This window comes from Gloeotrichia echinulata CP02 (assembly GCA_038087035.1).
Lineage (GTDB): Bacteria > Cyanobacteriota > Cyanobacteriia > Cyanobacteriales > Nostocaceae > Gloeotrichia > Gloeotrichia echinulata.
In genome coordinates this window covers 6600205-6619688 of sequence record CP051187.1, presented here as the reverse complement: position 1 = coordinate 6619688, position 19484 = coordinate 6600205, and the positions used below count along the sequence as shown (strand labels likewise).

At 38.9% G+C, this 19484-nt stretch carries 20 protein-coding genes and 3 pseudogenes; 11 read left to right on the top strand and 12 right to left on the bottom strand.

The annotated features are described in order from the left end of the window. Window positions 1–39 precede the first annotated feature (39 nt). Both HEQ19_29465 and HEQ19_29460 read right to left on the bottom strand, forming a co-directional pair. Window positions 40–1107 (bottom strand): LLM class flavin-dependent oxidoreductase, encoded by a 1068-nt coding sequence (locus HEQ19_29465; protein ID WYM02997.1) that lies wholly within the window; start codon window positions 1105–1107, stop codon window positions 40–42. Window positions 1108–1412: 305 nt separating this feature from the next. Beyond that, on the bottom strand, window positions 1413–1976 hold the full coding sequence (locus HEQ19_29460; GenBank protein WYM02996.1) for a DUF2808 domain-containing protein: 564 nt from the start codon (window positions 1974–1976) through the stop codon (window positions 1413–1415). A 722-nt stretch (window positions 1977–2698) separates the two neighbouring features. Here HEQ19_29460 and HEQ19_31490 point away from each other — a divergent pair. Next, window positions 2699–3346, top strand: coding sequence for a transposase family protein (locus tag HEQ19_31490; protein WZI67059.1), 648 nt, complete (start codon window positions 2699–2701; stop codon window positions 3344–3346). Between the two features lie 127 nt (window positions 3347–3473). Beyond that, entirely contained in the window at window positions 3474–3917 is a 444-nt protein-coding gene (locus tag HEQ19_31485; GenBank protein WZI67242.1) for a transposase, read from the top strand. 14 nt (window positions 3918–3931) lie between these two features. On the opposite strand, the pseudogene HEQ19_29450 reads toward HEQ19_31485, so the two are convergent. Both HEQ19_29450 and HEQ19_29445 read right to left on the bottom strand, forming a co-directional pair. Beyond that, window positions 3932–4070, bottom strand: a pseudogene (locus HEQ19_29450) (class II aldolase/adducin family protein). Window positions 4071–4083: 13 nt separating this feature from the next. Then, a complete protein-coding gene (locus HEQ19_29445) occupies window positions 4084–5289 on the bottom strand; it encodes an ISL3 family transposase (protein WYM02995.1) in 1206 nt (401 codons plus the stop codon). 114 nt (window positions 5290–5403) lie between these two features. On the opposite strand from HEQ19_29445, the gene HEQ19_29440 reads away from it, so the two are divergent. Further along, on the top strand, window positions 5404–5592 hold the full coding sequence (locus HEQ19_29440) for a hypothetical protein (GenBank protein ID WYM02994.1): 189 nt from the start codon (window positions 5404–5406) through the stop codon (window positions 5590–5592). A 444-nt stretch (window positions 5593–6036) separates the two neighbouring features. On the opposite strand, the gene HEQ19_29435 is transcribed toward HEQ19_29440, so the two are convergent. After that, window positions 6037–7623, bottom strand: a complete 1587-nt coding sequence (locus HEQ19_29435; GenBank protein WYM02993.1) for a B12-binding domain-containing radical SAM protein — start codon at window positions 7621–7623, stop codon at window positions 6037–6039. A gap of 359 nt (window positions 7624–7982) precedes the next feature. On the opposite strand from HEQ19_29435, the gene trpS (HEQ19_29430) reads away from it, so the two are divergent. The 6 genes from trpS (HEQ19_29430) to HEQ19_29410 all read left to right on the top strand — a co-directional run bounded on the left by trpS (HEQ19_29430) (window position 7983) and on the right by HEQ19_29410 (window position 13008). After that, a complete protein-coding gene (gene trpS, locus HEQ19_29430) occupies window positions 7983–8993 on the top strand; it encodes a tryptophan--tRNA ligase (protein WYM02992.1) in 1011 nt (336 codons plus the stop codon). Then, on the top strand, window positions 8990–9112 hold the full coding sequence (locus HEQ19_31480; GenBank protein ID WZI67058.1) for a hypothetical protein: 123 nt from the start codon (window positions 8990–8992) through the stop codon (window positions 9110–9112). Before trpS (HEQ19_29430) ends, HEQ19_31480 begins: the two co-directional genes overlap by 4 nt. A gap of 45 nt (window positions 9113–9157) precedes the next feature. Further along, window positions 9158–10075, top strand: a complete 918-nt coding sequence (locus HEQ19_29425; protein WYM02991.1) for a methylenetetrahydrofolate reductase — start codon at window positions 9158–9160, stop codon at window positions 10073–10075. A 150-nt stretch (window positions 10076–10225) separates the two neighbouring features. Then, window positions 10226–11356, top strand: a complete 1131-nt coding sequence (locus tag HEQ19_29420) for a DUF262 domain-containing protein (GenBank protein ID WYM02990.1) — start codon at window positions 10226–10228, stop codon at window positions 11354–11356. Beyond that, on the top strand, window positions 11353–12510 hold the full coding sequence (locus HEQ19_29415; protein ID WYM02989.1) for a DUF3696 domain-containing protein: 1158 nt from the start codon (window positions 11353–11355) through the stop codon (window positions 12508–12510). Before HEQ19_29420 ends, HEQ19_29415 begins: the two co-directional genes overlap by 4 nt. Window positions 12511–12513: 3 nt before the next feature. Beyond that, window positions 12514–13008: a hypothetical protein gene (locus tag HEQ19_29410; GenBank protein ID WYM02988.1), complete on the top strand. Its 495-nt coding sequence runs from the start codon at window positions 12514–12516 to the stop codon at window positions 13006–13008. Window positions 13009–13367: 359 nt separating this feature from the next. Here HEQ19_29410 and HEQ19_31475 read toward each other — a convergent pair whose 3' ends face one another. From HEQ19_31475 to trpS (HEQ19_29390), 7 genes and pseudogenes are all read right to left on the bottom strand, one after another. Then, entirely contained in the window at window positions 13368–13544 is a 177-nt protein-coding gene (locus HEQ19_31475; protein ID WZI67057.1) for a DUF3696 domain-containing protein, read from the bottom strand. Next, window positions 13519–13764: an AAA family ATPase gene (locus HEQ19_31470; protein ID WZI67056.1), complete on the bottom strand. Its 246-nt coding sequence runs from the start codon at window positions 13762–13764 to the stop codon at window positions 13519–13521. The genes HEQ19_31475 and HEQ19_31470 overlap by 26 nt, the downstream gene beginning before the upstream one ends. A 263-nt stretch (window positions 13765–14027) precedes the next feature. Continuing rightward, a complete protein-coding gene (locus HEQ19_31465) occupies window positions 14028–14363 on the bottom strand; it encodes a hypothetical protein (protein ID WZI67055.1) in 336 nt (111 codons plus the stop codon). Between the two features lie 150 nt (window positions 14364–14513). Further along, window positions 14514–15644, bottom strand: coding sequence for a DUF262 domain-containing protein (locus HEQ19_29400; GenBank protein WYM02987.1), 1131 nt, complete (start codon window positions 15642–15644; stop codon window positions 14514–14516). A gap of 149 nt (window positions 15645–15793) precedes the next feature. Further along, window positions 15794–16711: pseudogene (locus HEQ19_29395) on the bottom strand (methylenetetrahydrofolate reductase). A gap of 45 nt (window positions 16712–16756) precedes the next feature. Continuing rightward, the gene (locus HEQ19_31460; protein WZI67054.1) at window positions 16757–16879 is read right to left on the bottom strand and encodes a hypothetical protein; all 123 of its coding nucleotides are present in this window, start codon (window positions 16877–16879) and stop codon (window positions 16757–16759) included. After that, window positions 16876–17884: pseudogene (gene trpS / locus HEQ19_29390) on the bottom strand (tryptophan--tRNA ligase). The gene HEQ19_31460 and the pseudogene trpS (HEQ19_29390) overlap by 4 nt, the downstream one beginning before the upstream one ends. A gap of 467 nt (window positions 17885–18351) precedes the next feature. Between trpS (HEQ19_29390) and trpS (HEQ19_29385) the strand changes: the two are divergent. Both trpS (HEQ19_29385) and HEQ19_31455 read left to right on the top strand, forming a co-directional pair. Further along, window positions 18352–19362: a tryptophan--tRNA ligase gene (gene trpS, locus HEQ19_29385; GenBank protein WYM02986.1), complete on the top strand. Its 1011-nt coding sequence runs from the start codon at window positions 18352–18354 to the stop codon at window positions 19360–19362. After that, complete coding sequence (locus HEQ19_31455; protein WZI67053.1) at window positions 19359–19481, top strand: hypothetical protein; 123 nt, start codon at window positions 19359–19361, stop codon at window positions 19479–19481. The genes trpS (HEQ19_29385) and HEQ19_31455 overlap by 4 nt, the downstream gene beginning before the upstream one ends. Window positions 19482–19484 lie beyond the last annotated feature (3 nt).

Here is a 19484-nt window from a genome sequence, read left to right as displayed (position 1 = left end):
GATGGGGGGACAATGAATGACCTTTGACCCCAGTCGCCATTACCTACTTAGATACTGTTCTCTGCTGACGGTTAACTCCCGGACTCGCGGTATGATTTCCTGTGCAAAACGCCTCATTTCTGTGGGAAATGGTTGAAATTGCAGCATAAAAGTACCGATTCCTGCTCTGGTAAATTCGGCAATTCGAGTAGCTACGGTGTCATAACTACCAACTAAACCAGCGGCTGTACCGCCGTTACTCCCCACACCTGGGTATTTCGCCATGTTTTTGAACATGACGACTTCCGAATCAACGCCTTTAAGCAGTTCGGAGCGATCGTCTTGCGCTACTAGTGCTTGCAATCGTTGAAATTCTTCCTGCGCTTCTTGGTTTGTCGATCGCGCAATTACAAAGGCTGACATGGCAAAGCCTAAAGGTTTGGGGCGAGAATACCCCTGTGACAAAACCTGGGCAATTGTCTGTTGTATTATTTCTAAAGGACGACCATTGAGGAAAAATACATCGGCTTCTTGTGCGGCTAAAGCCTGGGCTGGTTCTGACTCACCCCCTAAATACACGCGGGGATGGGGTCTGGCTACGGGAGGTGGATTGAATCTCAAATCAGAAATTTGAAAATAATCTCCTTTGAAGTTAACCTTCTCTCCACTCCATAGGGCTTTGACTACTTTGATCCACTCTTGGGAATAGCGGTAGCGTTCATCATGGGGGAGAAAGGATATACCGGCTTTCTCCATTTCTGGCTTAAACCAAGCACTAACTAAGTTGATTGCAAAACGTCCGCCACTGATAGCATCAATTCCTAGTGCCATCTTCGCTAAAACTGCTGGATGGAAAAGTAAGGGCTTAACAGCGGCGATAATTTCAATAGAATTGGTGGCTTCGGCTAACGCCGCTGCTGTTGTCCAGGTTTCGAGCTGGTCTAATTCTTGGTTTCTCGGATTAATAATGTGTTCTGCAATCAAAGTGGTAGTAAAACCAGACTGTTCAGCCAGATCGAGCAAATCTTTCGCCCGTGAGTAGCTGGCATCACGAGGTTCAAGAGGGTGGTTCATCGCGCCACAATTGCCGTAAACTGGAATCCAAATCCCATAGCGTGGCTCAGACATAGCTTTTAACAACCGTTGTACTAAATGCTATTAATTGACAAAAGAGAACTAAATTTTGAGTCTATCAGGCAACCCACGTATTTACTCCTAATACTACGGTAACTCTATCAAGTTACAGTAGTATATGTTTATAAGGTTTACACAGATTGGGTTAAAAAACAAGAGGCAATTAAGATTTATTGATATTAATAATTACAAAGCTTCTAGAGTACCTAAATCTTACCAAAAAAGAAAACAGAGGATAGATTTATACCTATCCTCCACAGCTTAAATTAGAGATTTTTTACCTAATAGTTCAGATAAAATTAATTACCTGAGGAAGTATCAGAGTAAAATTGTAGGCGACCAGTGCCGAGATATTGACCTACAGTTTTTTGTCCAACGGGGAATGCTGTCACACCAAATAAATAGACGCCTTCACCAGTTGGATTGCGGAAAGTTCGCAATCCAATAGTGACCGTTTTACCTGGTGTAACAGGAGAATCAAACTTGACTGTAACAGTTTGTTGTTTTTGGTCAATTGTGACATTGTTGAGTGCTAGTTTTGTTCCCTGGCGATCGCGTGTTCCCTCAAAAGCAAAGGTATCTTGATGATTAAATTGAATTTGTTCAATCCCCTGTATTTGATTAAAAGTAACCTGTTGCAGTGGTTCCCCAGCCGTCGCAGGCACTTCTAGGGTGAAATAGTATGTGGTATCCCACGTGTTTGTATCATTGTATGGTGTTGTCGCACTCACTAAACGCGGTGGTTCGGTAAAGGCGATCGTCCCATCTCTTAAAGTAACTGCATTACCTACCGTTTGAGGTAGTAACCACAGTCCAGCACTAACAGCAAACACAGTGCTAAAGAAACTAGTAACGTACTTCATGATGATATTTGCACATTGATTGATGAGTTTGTTCTATGTTGAAATAATTGGTTTTTTGTGGGAAATTATCATAGATAAAGCAGGGCAAATTAAATATTGCTAGGCTATTTAGCTACTGTAATCTTATTTGCTAGCTAGATTTTTAGACAATTTTGTTGTGATTGTAGCATGACATTTATTTTCTCTAAATTAGAAAAAATAGATATTTTGTTTTAAATTCAAACAATAACTTTCGCTACATTGTAAATTTTTAAAGTCCTAAAACACGATGGTTTTATGTGACTTTTAATAGTCAATTGCTGCTCAAATCATCAACCTTGATCAAAGACCTTGCACCTCATACACTTTTCAAGTGTTGCTTATACCAATTCTCGATGAAGATGCACATAATTAGCCTGGGTCGGCAGGCTTTGTTCTGGTAGCCCCAGACTTCTAGCCTGAGGGCGTTAATGTGCAGCCTCACATAGAATTGCTATTAACCTCAAAACGCCAAAAAATCATCTGTCTAAAGACTTGCTTTTTATAGCTATTCGTGTAATATTTTGTTTAGTTTTCATAAACTACGGTAATTCGACCGAATATGAGGTGATTATAAGGCTGACAAGAAGTCATTAGGACTTACGCAACTGGCACATTAATAATCCTAGGGTGCGTGACGGGTTCTTGCGTACTTAACGTGCTAAAATATTAGCATATCTATTTATATTTCAGTAAAGTTAATTATGAAAAGAGTCCTTACTCAACTCTTAAACTTACCAGGCGTAACGGTGGAATCCAGTATACAAGAAGGTTTGGTATTAATTTTATCAGTAAGTAAAAAGGAAAAAAGTGCAGTATGTCCACACTGTGGTACAAAGTCAAGACATCTACACCAGAATCAAAGCCATTTAGTCAAAGATTTACCGATGGGGGATAAAGAAGTAATACTAAATTTAAATAGACGAAGATTTAAGTGTAAAAAATGTCGAAAAACTTTTAGCGAGCAGCTTGATTTTGTTGGAACAAAAAAGAGTTTTACGCATCGATACGCAGAAAATATTGTTAAACAAGTTATTAGTAGTAGTGTAAGTAATGTTGCGGAAAATAATGGATTAAGTGATGAAGAGGTTAATTCAATGATTGAAGACGTAGCTCAAAAATTTCTGCCAATAGATTTAAGCAATTTAAGAAGGTTGGGAATCGATGAAATTAGTTTGGTTAAAGGTCAAGGAAAGTTTATTGTTGTACTTGTAGATATAGATACGGGAAAATTAATAGGGTTAGTAAAAGAAAGAAAACAAGTTGTCATAGAAAATTTTCTGAAAACCTGGGGAGAAGAAGTTTTAGAAAAAATAGAAGTGCTGGAGTATGGATCTGACCGGAAATTATAAAAGTTTAGTCGATAAAGTTTGCTCAAAAGCTGTTGTGACGGTGGATAGGTTCCATGTTACCAAAGTGATACATCAGTAGCTCAATCAAGCTAGAGTAGACGAAAAGAAAACAGCTTTAGAATTAAATATTGAGTCAAGAGAAAAAGTATTTGATAGTTTGAAAGGTAACAAATTTACGCTCTTAAAAGCTGAAGATAAACTTACGGATAAACAAAAAAATAAATTAGATAAAATCAGGGAGGCGTCACCTTTATTAAGAATAATGCATTCATTGAAAGAGGAATTCCATAATATTTTTGATAACAGTGAAGATTTAGGAGAAGGAATTTCAGGTCTACTAGATTGGTTAGAGAAAGCTGAACCTTATTACCAAAAAAGTGTTAAGACAATTAAACGATGGTTTGGAGAGATAATAGGATATTTTGAAAGAAAAACTACTAATGGAGTAGTAGAAGGAATAAATAATAAATTAAAATTGATAAAAAGAAGTGGATTTGGTTTGAGAAATTTTCGCAATTTTGAAATTAGAGCTTTACTTTCTTGGCATTATAATATTAATTTAGCACGCTAAGTACGCAAGAACCCGTCGTGGTCAATTAGCACGGGTTTACCTGCGGCTTCTGCTAGCAATTGGGACTGAGCATGTTCTTCTAGCTTGATGTACCACCATGCGGCCTCATCTACACTGCCGTCCTACGGTTAATAATCCGTGGTTGCGTAGGATGGCTCTTGCGTACTTAGCGTGCTAAATTGATAGGATAATGCCAAGAAAGTAAAGCTCTAATCTCAAAATTACGAAAGTTTCTAAATCCAAATCCACTTCGCTTTATTAACTTCAGTTTATTATTTATTCCTTCTACTACTCCACTGGTAGTCCTTCGTTCAAAATATCCGACTATTTCTCCAAACCACCGTTTAATTGTCTGCACACTTCTTTGATAATATGGTTCAGCTTTTTTTAACCAATTGATTAATTCTAGCGTTCCCGTTACCACATTTTTATTGTCTTCAAATAAATTGTGAAAATCTTCTTTTAATGAATGCATTCTAGCTATTAAAGGAGAAGCTTGTTTAATTCTATTTAATTTATCTTTTTGCTTTTCGGTGAGCTTATTCTCGGCTTTTAGAATTGTAAATTTATTTCCTTTTAAACTTTCAAATACTTTTTTTCTTTCCGGGGCATTTAACTCAGATGCTATTTTCTTTTCTGCTATCCTAGCTCGATTTAATTCTTCATGTACTAATTTAGTAACATGGAACCTATCTACCGTTACAAGGGCGTTTGGACAAATCTTCTCAATTAAAGATTTATAATTGCCTGTCATATCAATACTTACTTCTTCTATTTGTGACAAAACTTTTTCTCCCCACATTCTCATGGTTTTTTTGATTTCAATTTGTTTTCTTTCTTTTACTAAACCTATCAATTTACCTGAATCTATATCTACTAGCACGACAATAAATTTTCCTTGTCCTTTGACCAAACTAATTTCATCTATTCCTAATCTTCTTAAATCTTTGACATCTATTGGCATCACATTTTTAGCTACATCTTCAAGCATTGATATGACTTCTTCATTAGTTAGTCCATTATTTCTTGCCACATTACTTACATTACTATTAATCACTTGTTTGATAATATATTCCGCATATCGGTATGTATACCTCTTTCTTGCTCCTAGAAAATCTAGCTTTTCATTAAATGTTTTTCGGCATTTTTTACACTTGAATCTTCGTCTATTGACATTCAGTATTACTTCAAAATCCCCCATCGGTAAATCTTTCACTAAACATTTTTGATTTTGATGTAAATGTCTTGAGTTTTGACCACAGTGTGGGCACGATGCACTTTTCGCTTTTTTACCTACTGATAGAATTAGGACTTGACCCTCTTGTAGGCTTGATTCTACTAATACTTCAGGCAAATTTAGGAGTTGAGTCATTATTCGTTTCATAATTTATTTTATTAAACATTATTAAAAAATATCTTAACATTTTAGCACGCTAAGTACCCAAGAACCATTATTGGCCGTGACGCCCAGCTTGATATACCTACGTTGGAAAAAATAGTCAAGCGGTGGCGTTTTACCTTAAGACCGATTACTGACAATATTTTGACTGGACAGCAGGAGATAGCTGATTTATTCTACCAGCAAAAATTCATCTCCAAGAAGATCAATGTGAAGGATGCGGCTCTTTCTCCTGAAGAATATGCAGCCTTGACTCCACCAGATATCAAGCCTTAAGTCTCCCCCTGTTGTGTCACTCTCGGAAAACAAAAATCAAAGCTAAAGACTGTAACTTTAATTCAACTTGGGTTATTAGCGATCGCCTCTGGGTCAACCGATTTTGGATTTTGGATTTTGGATTTTGGATTGACCCCGACCACAAGGGACAAACAATTTTAGATTTGGGATTTGGGATTTTGGATTAAATCTAAAATCTAAAATCTAAAATCTAAAATCTAAAATTCTGCGGGGACTGCAAGGTACCGAAACAATCTAAAATCTAAAATCTAAAATCTAAAATCTAAAATTGGCTTGGTCAAACGGTCATTCCAGGTTAAATAAATGTGTAATTAATTTTGCATGACTACTTAAATAGACCACGCTTTAGGGGCGCAAGGCCTTGCGCCACTAAAAGGATCTGTGGTTCAAAGAAATGAAAATTGCTGTAAAAATGTGGTTCATTTACCTGAAAATTGCTGTAACTTCAACAGAGGATAATTGATAACTAGTTTCTTCTTTCTCTTGTGTTAAAGCTGCGAGTTGGATTTCTAGCGAAGCCTTGACTTCATGGCGGAATGTAAAGAAGTGTTCGCCTAAACTTAATGCCACAAAGTAATCATAAAGTAGTTGGGGTTTTTGGAAGGCGATCGCTAATAATTGCCACCAGAATAATAACCTAGTTGAGCGCCATACACCTTGTCGCCAGCAAATTACTGTTAATAAGCGTAGTTCATGCCAAGTTAGCCGGCGGTTGATTTGGGGACGGGCACCATTTATCATGGAAAAGTGGCGAAAAGTCCGCTTAAGGTATGGTAGCGGTTCGTATAGGTTCCAGAAAGCGGTGATAAATTCGTTGACGATTTCTGCCATTGGACGTGTGGGTTCAAAATTCATCAAGGTTTTTTGAGAGGTAAAGTATTTACTTAAGCCTTCGAGTAAACGTCCTTCTTGTTGTAAGCGTGTCCACATCGCGGTATTGGGTAAGGCTTGCAATAATCCCAGATGAGCCTGGGGAATAGCAGTATCTTCAACAAATTGCTGAATGCGATCGCCTGCGCCAGAATGTTCACCGTCAAATCCGATAATAAAGCCAGCCATGATTTGCAACCCGGCTCGTGTAATTTTATGGCATGATTCAATTAGAGAAAGTCGGGTATTTTGTTCTTTGTAAATTCCGACTAAGCTGTCTATATCTGGCGTTTCAATGCCCATGAATACCATCGCGAAGCCAGCTTTGACCATTAGTTCGATTAATTCGTCGTCTTCTGCTAGATTTAATGACGCTTCTGTGAGTAATGGGAAGGGATATTTGCGTTTTTCCATCCAGGGAATGAGCGATCGCAAAAATACTTTAGCATTGCGTTTGTTGCCGATAAAATTGTCATCGACGATAAACACATATCGTGACCAGCCCATTTGATATAATACTTCTAATTCAGCCAGCATCTGCTCTGGTGTTTTTGTGCGCGGTTTGCGACCAAACAAGGTGATGATATCGCAAAACTCACACTGGAACGGACACCCCCGTGAGAATTGCACGGTGATAGCCATGTAAGCATCTAAATCTAACAAGTCGAAACGCGGTATCGGCGTCTGGGTGACATCCGGCTTTTCTGTAGCACGGAAAATTCCTTGTTGTTCTCCCCGTGCTAGCGCTGCTAAAAACATGGGGATGGTGCATTCCCCTTCATCTAAAATTAGATAGTTGGCTCCTGCTGCTTGAGCAAATTCCGGTACTGAAGTCGGGAATGGTCCGCCTACAGCCACTTTTTTACCTAAAGCTACCCCTTTTTGAATTAATTCCCCAAAATCTTGTTTTTGGATAATCATTGCAGAGATAATTACTAAATCACACCATTCCCAGTCTGCATCTGTCTCCAGACCGACATTGCGATCGCACAATTTGATTTCCCAATCACTCGGTAGCATTGCTGCTACGGTAATTAAACCCAATGGCGGATTGGTGGAGCGTAAAAGAGCCAAGTCAAGGGTCTCCTGGTATGACCAGAAAGAATTGGGCATTATCGGCCAGAGTAGTAAGACTTTCATGAAGCACACACCCCGGATGAGAAAAATTAATTACTTTCCACGTTAATGCTAGTTTTTCTCACGAGATATTAAGTTTTGTATGATAGTAATTTTCAGGTATATAGACCACGTGGTAGGGGCGCAAGGCCTTGCGCCCCTACGAGTATCTGTACTAGCACAGGTGAGTCTAGGAGGTGCATGTAAATTTTCTGGAGATATGGGTTTTTGGTACGGTTTGTCAATAAATGTCATGGTTTGTGGAAAAATTGTTGACTAGGAAATTGTTCTCGACAGCGAATCATCCTAGAAAATGTCAAAATTGAATGTGTTTTGTGAGTGCCACTTTACTAATGTGGATTTGGGATAAGTAACTTAAATTTATGGGTAAGCAGCGCGTTCTTTCGGGAGTTCAACCTACTGGAAATCTACATTTGGGCAACTATTTAGGGGCAATTCGCAACTGGGTAGAAATCCAAGACCAGTACGATAATTACTTTTGTGTGGTGGATTTACACGCTATCACTGTACCGCATAATCCGGCGACGTTGGCAGCAGATACTTACAACATCGCCGCTCTTTATCTAGCCTGTGGCATTGATTTAAACTATTCTAGTATCTTTGTGCAATCTCATGTTTCAGCACATAGCGAACTGACTTGGTTGCTCAACTGCATCACACCCTTAAACTGGTTGCAAGATATGATCCAGTTTAAGGAAAAGGCTGTGAAGCAGGGTGAAAATGTCAGCGTTGGCTTGTTAGACTACCCAGTGCTGATGGCGGCTGATATTTTGCTGTATCAAGCAGATCAAGTACCTGTGGGTGAAGACCAAAAGCAACACTTGGAATTGACGCGGGATATTGTCAATCGATTTAATCACCAATTTGCCAAACCAGACCAGCCAGTGCTGAAGTTACCCGCACCTTTAATCCGTAAGGAAGGCGCAAGGGTAATGAGTTTGACCGATGGTACTCGCAAAATGTCGAAGTCTGATCCATCGGAATTGAGCCGGATTAATTTGCTAGATACACCGGAGCAGATTACTAATAAAATAAAGCGCTGTAAAACTGATCCGGTTCGCGGTCTAACTTTCGACGATCCCGAACGTCCAGAGTGTCATAACTTGTTAACACTGTATACCCTACTTGCTGGTAAAACCAAAGAAGAAGTAGCAGCGGAATGTCAAGATATGGGCTGGGGACAATTCAAACCATTATTGACAGAAACAGCAATTCATGCATTGAAGCCGATGCAAGAAAAATATCAGGCGGTAATGGATGACAAAGGCTATTTAGAGTCTGTATTGCGGGATGGAAGAGAAAAAGCACAAGCGATCGCTAACCAAACTCTCGCACAAGTCAAAGCGGCTTTGGGTTATTCTGTACCTCTTTGACATTTGTCATTGGTCATTGGTCATTGGTCATTGGTCATTTGTCATTTGTCATTTGTCATTTGTCATTTGTCATTACTCCCCCATGCCCCATGCCCCATGCCCCAGATTTTAGCATTTAGGTGTCATTTGTTTTACGCTGTTAGATAAGCGAAAACCTGAATGTTATGCAAGATACCAATAGTCCTACAATCTTGAATACCTTTCAAAGAGCCGCACAAGCAGGGGAGTTTTTAATCACTGCTGAAGTAGCGCCTCCGAAAGGTGGAGATCCAATGCACATGATTGAAATGGCGGCGACCCTTAAGGGGAGGGTTCATGCTGTCAATATTACCGATGGTAGCCGCGCCGTATTGCGGATGTCTTCGTTGGTAGCGTCGGTGATTTTATTGCAAAATGGCATTGAGCCGATTTGTCAGATAGCGTGCCGCGATCGCAATCGTATAGGTATACAAGCTGACCTGATGGGCGCCCATGCTTTAGGTATCCGCAATATTTTAGCACTGACAGGCGACCCAGTAAAAGCAGGGGATCATCCCGATGCCAAAGGCGTTTTTGATTTAGAAGCTGTGCGTTTGCTGCAACTAATTAGGAAAATGAATCAGGGTGTTGACTACAACGAAAAACCCCTGACCGATGGCGTCTTAGACTTATTTGCCGGTGCTGCAGTCGATCCGCAATCTGCGAGTTGGTCTGGTTTGCAGAGTCGATTTGAACGCAAAATTGAAGCGGGAGCGCAGTTTTTTCAAAGTCAATTAATTACCGATTTTGAAAGACTAGAAAAGTTTATGGACAAGATAGCTTCTGCCCATCAAAAACCAATTTTGGCGGGAATTTTTCTGTTAAAATCGGCAAAAAATGCTCAGTTTATTAATAAAGTTGTCCCTGGTGTAAATATTCCCCAGCACATTATTGATAGATTGGCGAAAGCCAAAGACCCGCTACAAGAAGGGGTAAAAATTGCAGCCGAGCAAGTACAGATAGCGCAGCAATTGTGTCAAGGTGTGCATATGATGGCGGTGAAGCGGGAAGATTTGATAGCCCCGATTTTGGAGTTGGCGGGGGTGGAAAGGGTAAACAAGTAATAGATTAGCTAGGTAGAGGCGCGAAATCCTGCGTCTCTATCATTTGGGGAGATAGTAAGATTGAAGTGCGCCAGTTTAAAGGCCCCATTTGCTGATTGATTTATTATTAGCAGCAGACTGCGTGAGTTTGAACACCAAGGAGTACCCATTATGACAGATTTAAATAACCATAACGTAGAATTACTTGATGAAGAAACTTTAGAGGAAGAAGACAATGATGAAGAGCAAGAGGAAAAAGTTAGTTTCCAGTATGATCCTGATGAAATTAACATTGTAACGAGGGAGCCAACCATTGAGCAATTACTTAGAAGAATTGGCGAAGAAGCGCTAGATTTAGCACCTGATTTTCAACGTCATGCGAATTTATGGAAAGAAGATGCTCAAAGTAGGCTCATAGAATCTATTATTATTCGCATCCCCATACCAGCATTGTATATAGATGCTACTAATGAGGATAAATGGTTAGTAGTCGATGGATTACAGCGTTTATTTGCCATAAAACGCTTTATGCTAGACAGAAAACTCAAACTATCTGGATTAGAATATCTTACAAATCTCGAAGGTAAAACATTCGAGCAGATTGAGCGTAGATACCAACGCCGCCTGGAAGAAACTCAACTAACAGTCTATTTGATAGATAAAGGGACACCTCCAGAAATTAAATATAATATTTTCAAACGCATTAATACAGGAGGACTAGCTTTATCTCCTCAAGAATTACGCCATGCTCTTAATCCTGGTAAGGGAACAAAGTTTTTAACTCAATTAGCCGCAGATCCAAAATTTAAACAGGTAGTTAACCTGGGAAACAACCGTAAAATGCGTATGGATGATCGGGAATTTATACTAGGTTTTATAGCCTTTACTCTAACGTCTTATCAAGATTATGCAGATAATAGAGATACTTTTTTGACCAAGGCATTATCTAAGACAAATAAACTTTCTGAGACAGAGTTAAATAAAATAGAAAATAATTTTAGAAGAACAATGGTGGCTGCTTGGAATATATTTGGTAAAAATGCATTTCGTAAAATATCTAATTCCCAAAAGAAGCAGTTTCCTATAAATAAAGCTTTATTTGAATCTTGGTCAGTGCTTTTAAGCAAATTAAGCGATGAAGAAATTCAACATTTGATAGATAGGAAAACAGAATTAATCAATAAATATAAGCAATATGTAGACAATGATAAATACTTTTTAGAATCTATATCTCAGGCATCAGAAAGAGTACAGTATAGATTTATGATTACCGAGAAAATTATTCAAGAGGTACTTGTATGATTAGTTCCCTAACGCTCACAAATTTTAAGCCTTTTCAAAATCAATCTCTTACATTCAGACCACTAACACTTTTATCAGGACTTAACAGTACTGGTAAATCTTCAGTTTTACAAGCTTTATTATTATTAAGGCAATCTTATCAAAAAGGATTGCTATTAGAAAGAGGCTTAGTCCTCAATGGTGATTTAGTTAACATTGGTACAGTTGGAGATGCTATTTTTGAAGGTGCATCGAAACAAGATGAATTAATATTTGAAATTCATTGGAATGATAGTACAAAAAGTACTTGGAAATTTAAAAATGAAGAAGATATAGGAGCTAATTTTTTACAACTTACTTCGGAACATGTAGATTCTCAAATCTATGAATCATCCAGTCTTTTTAATCAAAACTTTCATTACATTGAAGCAGAGCGGATAGGACCTAGAGTATTTAATCAAATGTCATATGATAAAGTTCAATTACTCGGAACAATGGGCGCTAGATGTGAATACACATTACATTTTTTGGCAGTTAATGAAAGTAAACTTATTTATCATCAAAAATTAAGTCATCCAAAAGTAAAAACTTCACAGCCACAATTTGGCGATCCAAAGGAAAAATCACTAACTTTAATAGATCAAGTCGAAGCATGGATGGGAGAAATTAGCCCAGGTACACGCATCAGGCTAAAATCAAATCCAGACATGGATTTGATCAATTTGCAATGTGCGTACGGAGATAGTAATCCTTATCGTGCAACTAATGTTGGCTTCGGAATTACCTACACTTTACCAATTATTGTAGCAGTACTCGCCTCAGAACCTGATACACTAATTCTAGTTGAAAATCCAGAAGCTCATCTTCATCCGAGAGGACAAGCAAAAATGGGTGAATTATTAGCACTTGCAGCTAGTTGTGGTATTCAAGTAGTAATAGAAACGCATAGTGACCATGTTTTAAATGGTATTCGTCTTGCCGTTCATGGAGGGAAAATAAAGCAAAATGACGTTCAACTACATTATTTTCAGCGACAAGAAAAACAAGGACAAGCTGTTATAGAAGTAGTATCACCGCGTATTGATAGAAACGGAAGAATTGATAAATGGCCGGATGGATTCTTTGATGAATGGGAAAAAAGTTTAGATGTTTTACTTGAGCCTGCGGAGGAATAGAAAGTGGATTTTGACTTAATATTAAATGAGCTATCTTTGCAAAATCCTGCTCCAAATGAAGAAGTAGCACAGCAAAGAATGTCTGAGCTAATTAAGACCATAAAAGCAGTTAAATCTCAGGGGGTGAAAGTAAGCCTTCGCACTAAAGACAATTTTCATACAATAATACTTGCACCTAATTATCCTCTACGTCGCTGGCTTAATGATGCAGATGAGGTAGAGCGAATTTTTATCAAAACTCTTGCAACTAAAGCACCTTTCTCAACTGATATTATAAGTTCTGAGATCCAAGATATTGAAAATAATACTAGCTTGTCTGAATTCCGTTACCAGGGAGAATTAGCTATTGGACTGGGTATTGCTTATGTACTTAATACGATCACAATTAATACGATTCCAATCAGTACAATCCCAGCATTCCTGAGAGAGCAAGCTGATTGGAATCGTATTAATTGTGATCGTATTAAGTACATAAGCAATACCCAGTCCAATAGCTAATTCTCCCTGGTAACGGAATTCAGACAAGCTAGTATTATTTTCAATATCTTGGATCTCAGAACTTATAATATCAGTTGAGAAAGGTGCTTTAGTTGCAAGAGTTTTGATAAAAATTCGCTCTACCTCATCTGCATCATTAAGCCAGCGACGTAGAGGATAATTAGGTGCAAGTATTATTGTATGAAAATTGTCTTTAGTGCGAAGGCTTACTTTCACCCCCTGAGATTTAACTGCTTTTATGGTCTTAATTAGCTCAGACATTCTTTTGCCTGTGCTACTTCTTCATTTGGAGCAGGAATTTTGCAAAGATAAGCTCATTTAATATTAAGTCAAAATCCACTTTCTATTCCTCCGCAGGCTCAAGTAAAAACATCTAAACTTTTTTCCCATTCATCAAAGAATCCATCCGGCCATTTATCAATTCTTCCGTTTCTATCAATACGCGGTGATACTACTTCTATAACAGCTTGTCCTTGTTTTTCTTGTCGCTGAAAATAATGTAGTTGAACGTCATTTTGCTTTATTTTTCCCTCCATGAACGGCAAGACGAATACCATTTAAAACATGGTCACTATGCGTTTCTATTACTACTTGAATACCACAACTAGCTGCAAGTGCTAATAATTCACCCATTTTTGCTTGTCCTCTCGGATGAAGATGAGCTTCTGGATTTTCAACTAGAATTAGTGTAATCAGGTTCTGAGGCGAGTACCTGCTACAATAATTGGTAAGTGTAGGTAATTCCGAAGCCAACATTAGTTGACACGATAAGGATTACTATCTCCGTACGCACATTGCAAATTGATCAAATCCATGTCTGGATCTGATTTTAGCCTGATGCGTGTACCTGGGCTAATCTTTCTCCCATCCATGCTTCGACTTGATCTATTAAAGTTAGTGATTTTTCCTTTGGATCGCCAAATTGTGGCTTGTGAAGTTTTTACTTTTGGATGACTAATTTTGATGATAAATAGTTTTACTTTCATTAACTGCCAAAAAATGTAATGTGTGATTCACATCTAGCCGCCCATTGTTCCGAGTAATTGACCTTTATCATATGACATTTGATTAAATACTCTAGGTCCTATCCGCTCTGCTTCAATGTAATGAAAGTTTTGATTAAAAAGACTGGATGATTCATAGATTTGAGAATCTACATGTTCCGAAGTAAGTTGTAAAAAATTAGCTCCTATATCTTCTTCATTTTTAAATTTCCAAGTACTTTTTGTACTATCATTCCAATGAATTTCAAATATTAATTCATCTTGTTTCGATGCACCTTCAAAAATAGCATCTCCAACTGTACCAATGTTAACTAAATCACCATTGAGGACTAAGCCTCTTTCTAATAGCAATCCTTTTTGATAAGATTGCCTTAATAATAATAAAGCTTGTAAAACTGAAGATTTACCAGTACTGTTAAGTCCTGATAAAAGTGTTAGTGGTCTGAATGTAAGAGATTGATTTTGAAAAAGGCTTAAAATTTGTGAGCGTTAGGGAACTAATCATACAAGTACCTCTTGAATAATTTTCTCGGTAATCATAAATCTATACTGTACTCTTTCTGATGCCTGAGATATAGATTCTAAAAAGTATTTATCATTGTCTACATATTGCTTATATTTATTGATTAATTCTGTTTTCCTATCTATCAAATGTTGAATTTCTTCATCGCTTAATTTGCTTAAAAGCACTGACCAAGATTCAAATAAAGCTTTATTTATAGGAAACTGCTTCTTTTGGGAATTAGATATTTTACGAAATGCATTTTTACCAAATATATTCCAAGCAGCCACCATTGTTCTTCTAAAATTATTTTCTATTTTATTTAACTCTGTCTCAGAAAGTTTATTTGTCTTAGATAATGCCTTGGTCAAAAAAGTATCTCTATTATCTGCATAATCTTGATAAGACGTTAGAGTAAAGGCTATAAAACCTAGTATAAATTCCCGATCATCCATACGCATTTTACGGTTGTTTCCCAGGTTAACTACCTGTTTAAATTTTGGATCTGCGGCTAATTGAGTTAAAAACTTTGTTCCCTTACCAGGATTAAGAGCATGGCGTAATTCTTGAGGAGATAAAGCTAGTCCTCCTGTATTAATGCGTTTGAAAATATTATATTTAATTTCTGGAGGTGTCCCTTTATCTATCAAATAGACTGTTAGTTGAGTTTCTTCCAGGCGGCGTTGGTATCTACGCTCAATCTGCTCGAATGTTTTACCTTCGAGATTTGTAAGATATTCTAATCCAGATAGTTTGAGTTTTCTGTCTAGCATAAAGCGTTTTATGGCAAATAAACGCTGTAATCCATCGACTACTAACCATTTATCCTCATTAGTAGCATCTATATACAATGCTGGTATGGGGATGCGAATAATAATAGATTCTATGAGCCTACTTTGAGCATCTTCTTTCCATAAATTCGCATGACGTTGAAAATCAGGTGCTAAATCTAGCGCTTCTTCGCCAATTCTTCTAAGTAATTGCTCAATGGTTGGCTCCCTCGTTACAATGTTAATTTCATCAGGATCATACTGGAAACTAACTTTTTCCTCTTGCTCTTCATCATTGTCTTCTTCCTCTAAAGTTTCTTCATCAAGTAATTCTACGTTATGGTTATTTAAATCTGTCATAATGGGTATCCTTGGTGTTCAAACTCACGCAGTCTGCTGCTAATAATAAATCAATCAGCAAATGGGGCCTTTAAACTGGCGCACTTCAATCTTACTATCTCCCCAAATGATAGAGACGCAGGATTTCGCGCCTCTACCTAGCTAATCTATTACTTGTTTACCCTTTCCACCCCCGCCAACTCCAAAATCGGGCTATCAAATCTTCCCGCTTCACCGCCATCATATGCACACCTTGACACAATTGCTGCGCTATCTGTACTTGCTCGGCTGCAATTTTTACCCCTTCTTGTAGCGGGTCTTTGGCTTTCGCCAATCTATCAATAATGTGCTGGGGAATATTTACACCAGGGACAACTTTATTAATAAACTGAGCATTTTTTGCCGATTTTAACAGAAAAATTCCCGCCAAAATTGGTTTTTGATGGGCAGAAGCTATCTTGTCCATAAACTTTTCTAGTCTTTCAAAATCGGTAATTAATTGACTTTGAAAAAACTGCGCTCCCGCTTCAATTTTTGCGTTCAAATCGACTCTGCAAACCAGACCAACTCGCAGATTGCGGATCGACTGCAGCACCGGCAAATAAGTCTAAGACGCCATCGGTCAGGGGTTTTTCGTTGTAGTCAACACCCTGATTCATTTTCCTAATTAGTTGCAGCAAACGCACAGCTTCTAAATCAAAAACGCCTTTGGCATCGGGATGATCCCCTGCTTTTACTGGGTCGCCTGTCAGTGCTAAAATATTGCGGATACCTAAAGCATGGGCGCCCATCAGGTCAGCTTGTATACCTATACGATTGCGATCGCGGCACGCTATCTGACAAATCGGCTCAATGCCATTTTGCAATAAAATCACCGACGCTACCAACGAAGACATCCGCAATACGGCGCGGCTACCATCGGTAATATTGACAGCATGAACCCTCCCCTTAAGGGTCGCCGCCATTTCAATCATGTGCATTGGATCTCCACCTTTCGGAGGCGCTACTTCAGCAGTGATTAAAAACTCCCCTGCTTGTGCGGCTCTTTGAAAGGTATTCAAGATTGTAGGACTATTGGTATCTTGCATAACATTCAGGTTTTCGCTTATCTAACAGCGTAAAACAAATGACACCTAAATGCTAAAATCTGGGGCATGGGGCATGGGGCATGGGGGAGTAATGACAAATGACAAATGACAAATGACAAATGACAAATGACCAATGACCAATGACCAATGACCAATGACAAATGTCAAAGAGGTACAGAATAACCCAAAGCCGCTTTGACTTGTGCGAGAGTTTGGTTAGCGATCGCTTGTGCTTTTTCTCTTCCATCCCGCAATACAGACTCTAAATAGCCTTTGTCATCCATTACCGCCTGATATTTTTCTTGCATCGGCTTCAATGCATGAATTGCTGTTTCTGTCAATAATGGTTTGAATTGTCCCCAGCCCATATCTTGACATTCCGCTGCTACTTCTTCTTTGGTTTTACCAGCAAGTAGGGTATACAGTGTTAACAAGTTATGACACTCTGGACGTTCGGGATCGTCGAAAGTTAGACCGCGAACCGGATCAGTTTACAGCGCTTTATTTTATTAGTAATCTGCTCCGGTGTATCTAGCAAATTAATCCGGCTCAATTCCGATGGATCAGACTTCGACATTTTGCGAGTACCATCGGTCAAACTCATTACCCTTGCGCCTTCCTTACGGATTAAAGGTGCGGGTAACTTCAGCACTGGCTGGTCTGGTTTGGCAAATTGGTGATTAAATCGATTGACAATATCCCGCGTCAATTCCAAGTGTTGCTTTTGGTCTTCACCCACAGGTACTTGATCTGCTTGATACAGCAAAATATCAGCCGCCATCAGCACTGGGTAGTCTAACAAGCCAACGCTGACATTTTCACCCTGCTTCACAGCCTTTTCCTTAAACTGGATCATATCTTGCAACCAGTTTAAGGGTGTGATGCAGTTGAGCAACCAAGTCAGTTCGCTATGTGCTGAAACATGAGATTGCACAAAGATACTAGAATAGTTTAAATCAATGCCACAGGCTAGATAAAGAGCGGCGATGTTGTAAGTATCTGCTGCAACGTCGCCGGATTATGCGGTACAGTGATAGCGTGTAAATCCACCACACAAAAGTAATTATCGTACTGGTCTTGGATTTCTACCCAGTTGCGAATTGCCCCTAAATAGTTGCCCAAATGTAGATTTCCAGTAGGTTGAACTCCCGAAAGAACGCGCTGCTTACCCATAAATTTAAGTTACTTATCCCAAATCCACATTAGTAAAGTGGCACTCACAAAACACATTCAATTTTGACATTTTCTAGGATGATTCGCTGTCGAGAACAATTTCCTAGTCAACAATTTTTCCACAAACCATGACATTTATTGACAAACCGTACCAAAAACCCATATTCTCCAGAAAATTTACATGCACCTCCTAGACTCACCTGTGCTAGTACAGATACTCGTAGGGGCGCAAGGCCTTGCGCCCCTACGAGTATCTGTACTAGCACAGGTGAGTCTAGGAGGTGCATGTAAATTTTCTGGAGATATGGGTTTTTGGTACGGTTTGTCAATAAATGTCATGGTTTGTGGAAAAATTGTTGACTAGGAAATTGTTCTCGACAGCGAATCATCCTAGAAAATGTCAAAATTGAATGTGTTTTGTGAGTGCCACTTTACTAATGTGGATTTGGGATAAGTAACTTAAATTTATGGGTAAGCAGCGCGTTCTTTCGGGAGTTCAACCTACTGGAAATCTACATTTGGGCAACTATTTAGGGGCAATTCGCAACTGGGTAGAAATCCAAGACCAGTACGATAATTACTTTTGTGTGGTGGATTTACACGCTATCACTGTACCGCATAATCCGGCGACGTTGGCAGCAGATACTTACAACATCGCCGCTCTTTATCTAGCCTGTGGCATTGATTTAAACTATTCTAGTATCTTTGTGCAATCTCATGTTTCAGCACATAGCGAACTGACTTGGTTGCTCAACTGCATCACACCCTTAAACTGGTTGCAAGATATGATCCAGTTTAAGGAAAAGGCTGTGAAGCAGGGTGAAAATGTCAGCGTTGGCTTGTTAGACTACCCAGTGCTGATGGCGGCTGATATTTTGCTGTATCAAGCAGATCAAGTACCTGTGGGTGAAGACCAAAAGCAACACTTGGAATTGACGCGGGATATTGTCAATCGATTTAATCACCAATTTGCCAAACCAGACCAGCCAGTGCTGAAGTTACCCGCACCTTTAATCCGTAAGGAAGGCGCAAGGGTAATGAGTTTGACCGATGGTACTCGCAAAATGTCGAAGTCTGATCCATCGGAATTGAGCCGGATTAATTTGCTAGATACACCGGAGCAGATTACTAATAAAATAAAGCGCTGTAAAACTGATCCGGTTCGCGGTCTAACTTTCGACGATCCCGAACGTCCAGAGTGTCATAACTTGTTAACACTGTATACCCTACTTGCTGGTAAAACCAAAGAAGAAGTAGCAGCGGAATGTCAAGATATGGGCTGGGGACAATTCAAACCATTATTGACAGAAACAGCAATTCATGCATTGAAGCCGATGCAAGAAAAATATCAGGCGGTAATGGATGACAAAGGCTATTTAGAGTCTGTATTGCGGGATGGAAGAGAAAAAGCACAAGCGATCGCTAACCAAACTCTCGCACAAGTCAAAGCGGCTTTGGGTTATTCTGTACCTCTTTGACATTTGTCATTGGTCATTGGTCATTGGTCATTGGTCATTTGTCATTTGTCATTTGTCATTTGTCATTTGTCATTACTCCCCCATGCCCCATGCCCCATGCCCCAGATTTTAGCATTTAGGTG

Bases quoted from the DNA above. Each gene is read 5' to 3' on its own strand.
- HEQ19_29465 (WYM02997.1), bottom strand. From the start codon at position 1,107: ATGTCTGAGCCACGCTATGGGATTTGGATTCCAGTTTACGGCAATTGT.
- HEQ19_29460 (WYM02996.1), bottom strand. From the start codon at position 1,976: ATGAAGTACGTTACTAGTTTCTTTAGCACTGTGTTTGCTGTTAGTGCT.
- HEQ19_31490 (WZI67059.1), top strand. From the start codon at position 2,699: ATGAAAAGAGTCCTTACTCAACTCTTAAACTTACCAGGCGTAACGGTG.
- HEQ19_29445 (WYM02995.1), bottom strand. From the start codon at position 5,289: ATGACTCAACTCCTAAATTTGCCTGAAGTATTAGTAGAATCAAGCCTA.
- HEQ19_29435 (WYM02993.1), bottom strand. From the start codon at position 7,623: ATGAAAGTCTTACTACTCTGGCCGATAATGCCCAATTCTTTCTGGTCA.
- trpS (WYM02992.1), top strand. From the start codon at position 7,983: ATGGGTAAGCAGCGCGTTCTTTCGGGAGTTCAACCTACTGGAAATCTA.
- HEQ19_29425 (WYM02991.1), top strand. From the start codon at position 9,158: ATGCAAGATACCAATAGTCCTACAATCTTGAATACCTTTCAAAGAGCC.
- HEQ19_29420 (WYM02990.1), top strand. From the start codon at position 10,226: ATGACAGATTTAAATAACCATAACGTAGAATTACTTGATGAAGAAACT.
- HEQ19_29415 (WYM02989.1), top strand. From the start codon at position 11,353: ATGATTAGTTCCCTAACGCTCACAAATTTTAAGCCTTTTCAAAATCAA.
- HEQ19_31475 (WZI67057.1), bottom strand. From the start codon at position 13,544: ATGGAGGGAAAAATAAAGCAAAATGACGTTCAACTACATTATTTTCAG.
- HEQ19_31470 (WZI67056.1), bottom strand. From the start codon at position 13,764: ATGTTGGCTTCGGAATTACCTACACTTACCAATTATTGTAGCAGGTAC.
- HEQ19_29400 (WYM02987.1), bottom strand. From the start codon at position 15,644: ATGACAGATTTAAATAACCATAACGTAGAATTACTTGATGAAGAAACT.
- trpS (WYM02986.1), top strand. From the start codon at position 18,352: ATGGGTAAGCAGCGCGTTCTTTCGGGAGTTCAACCTACTGGAAATCTA.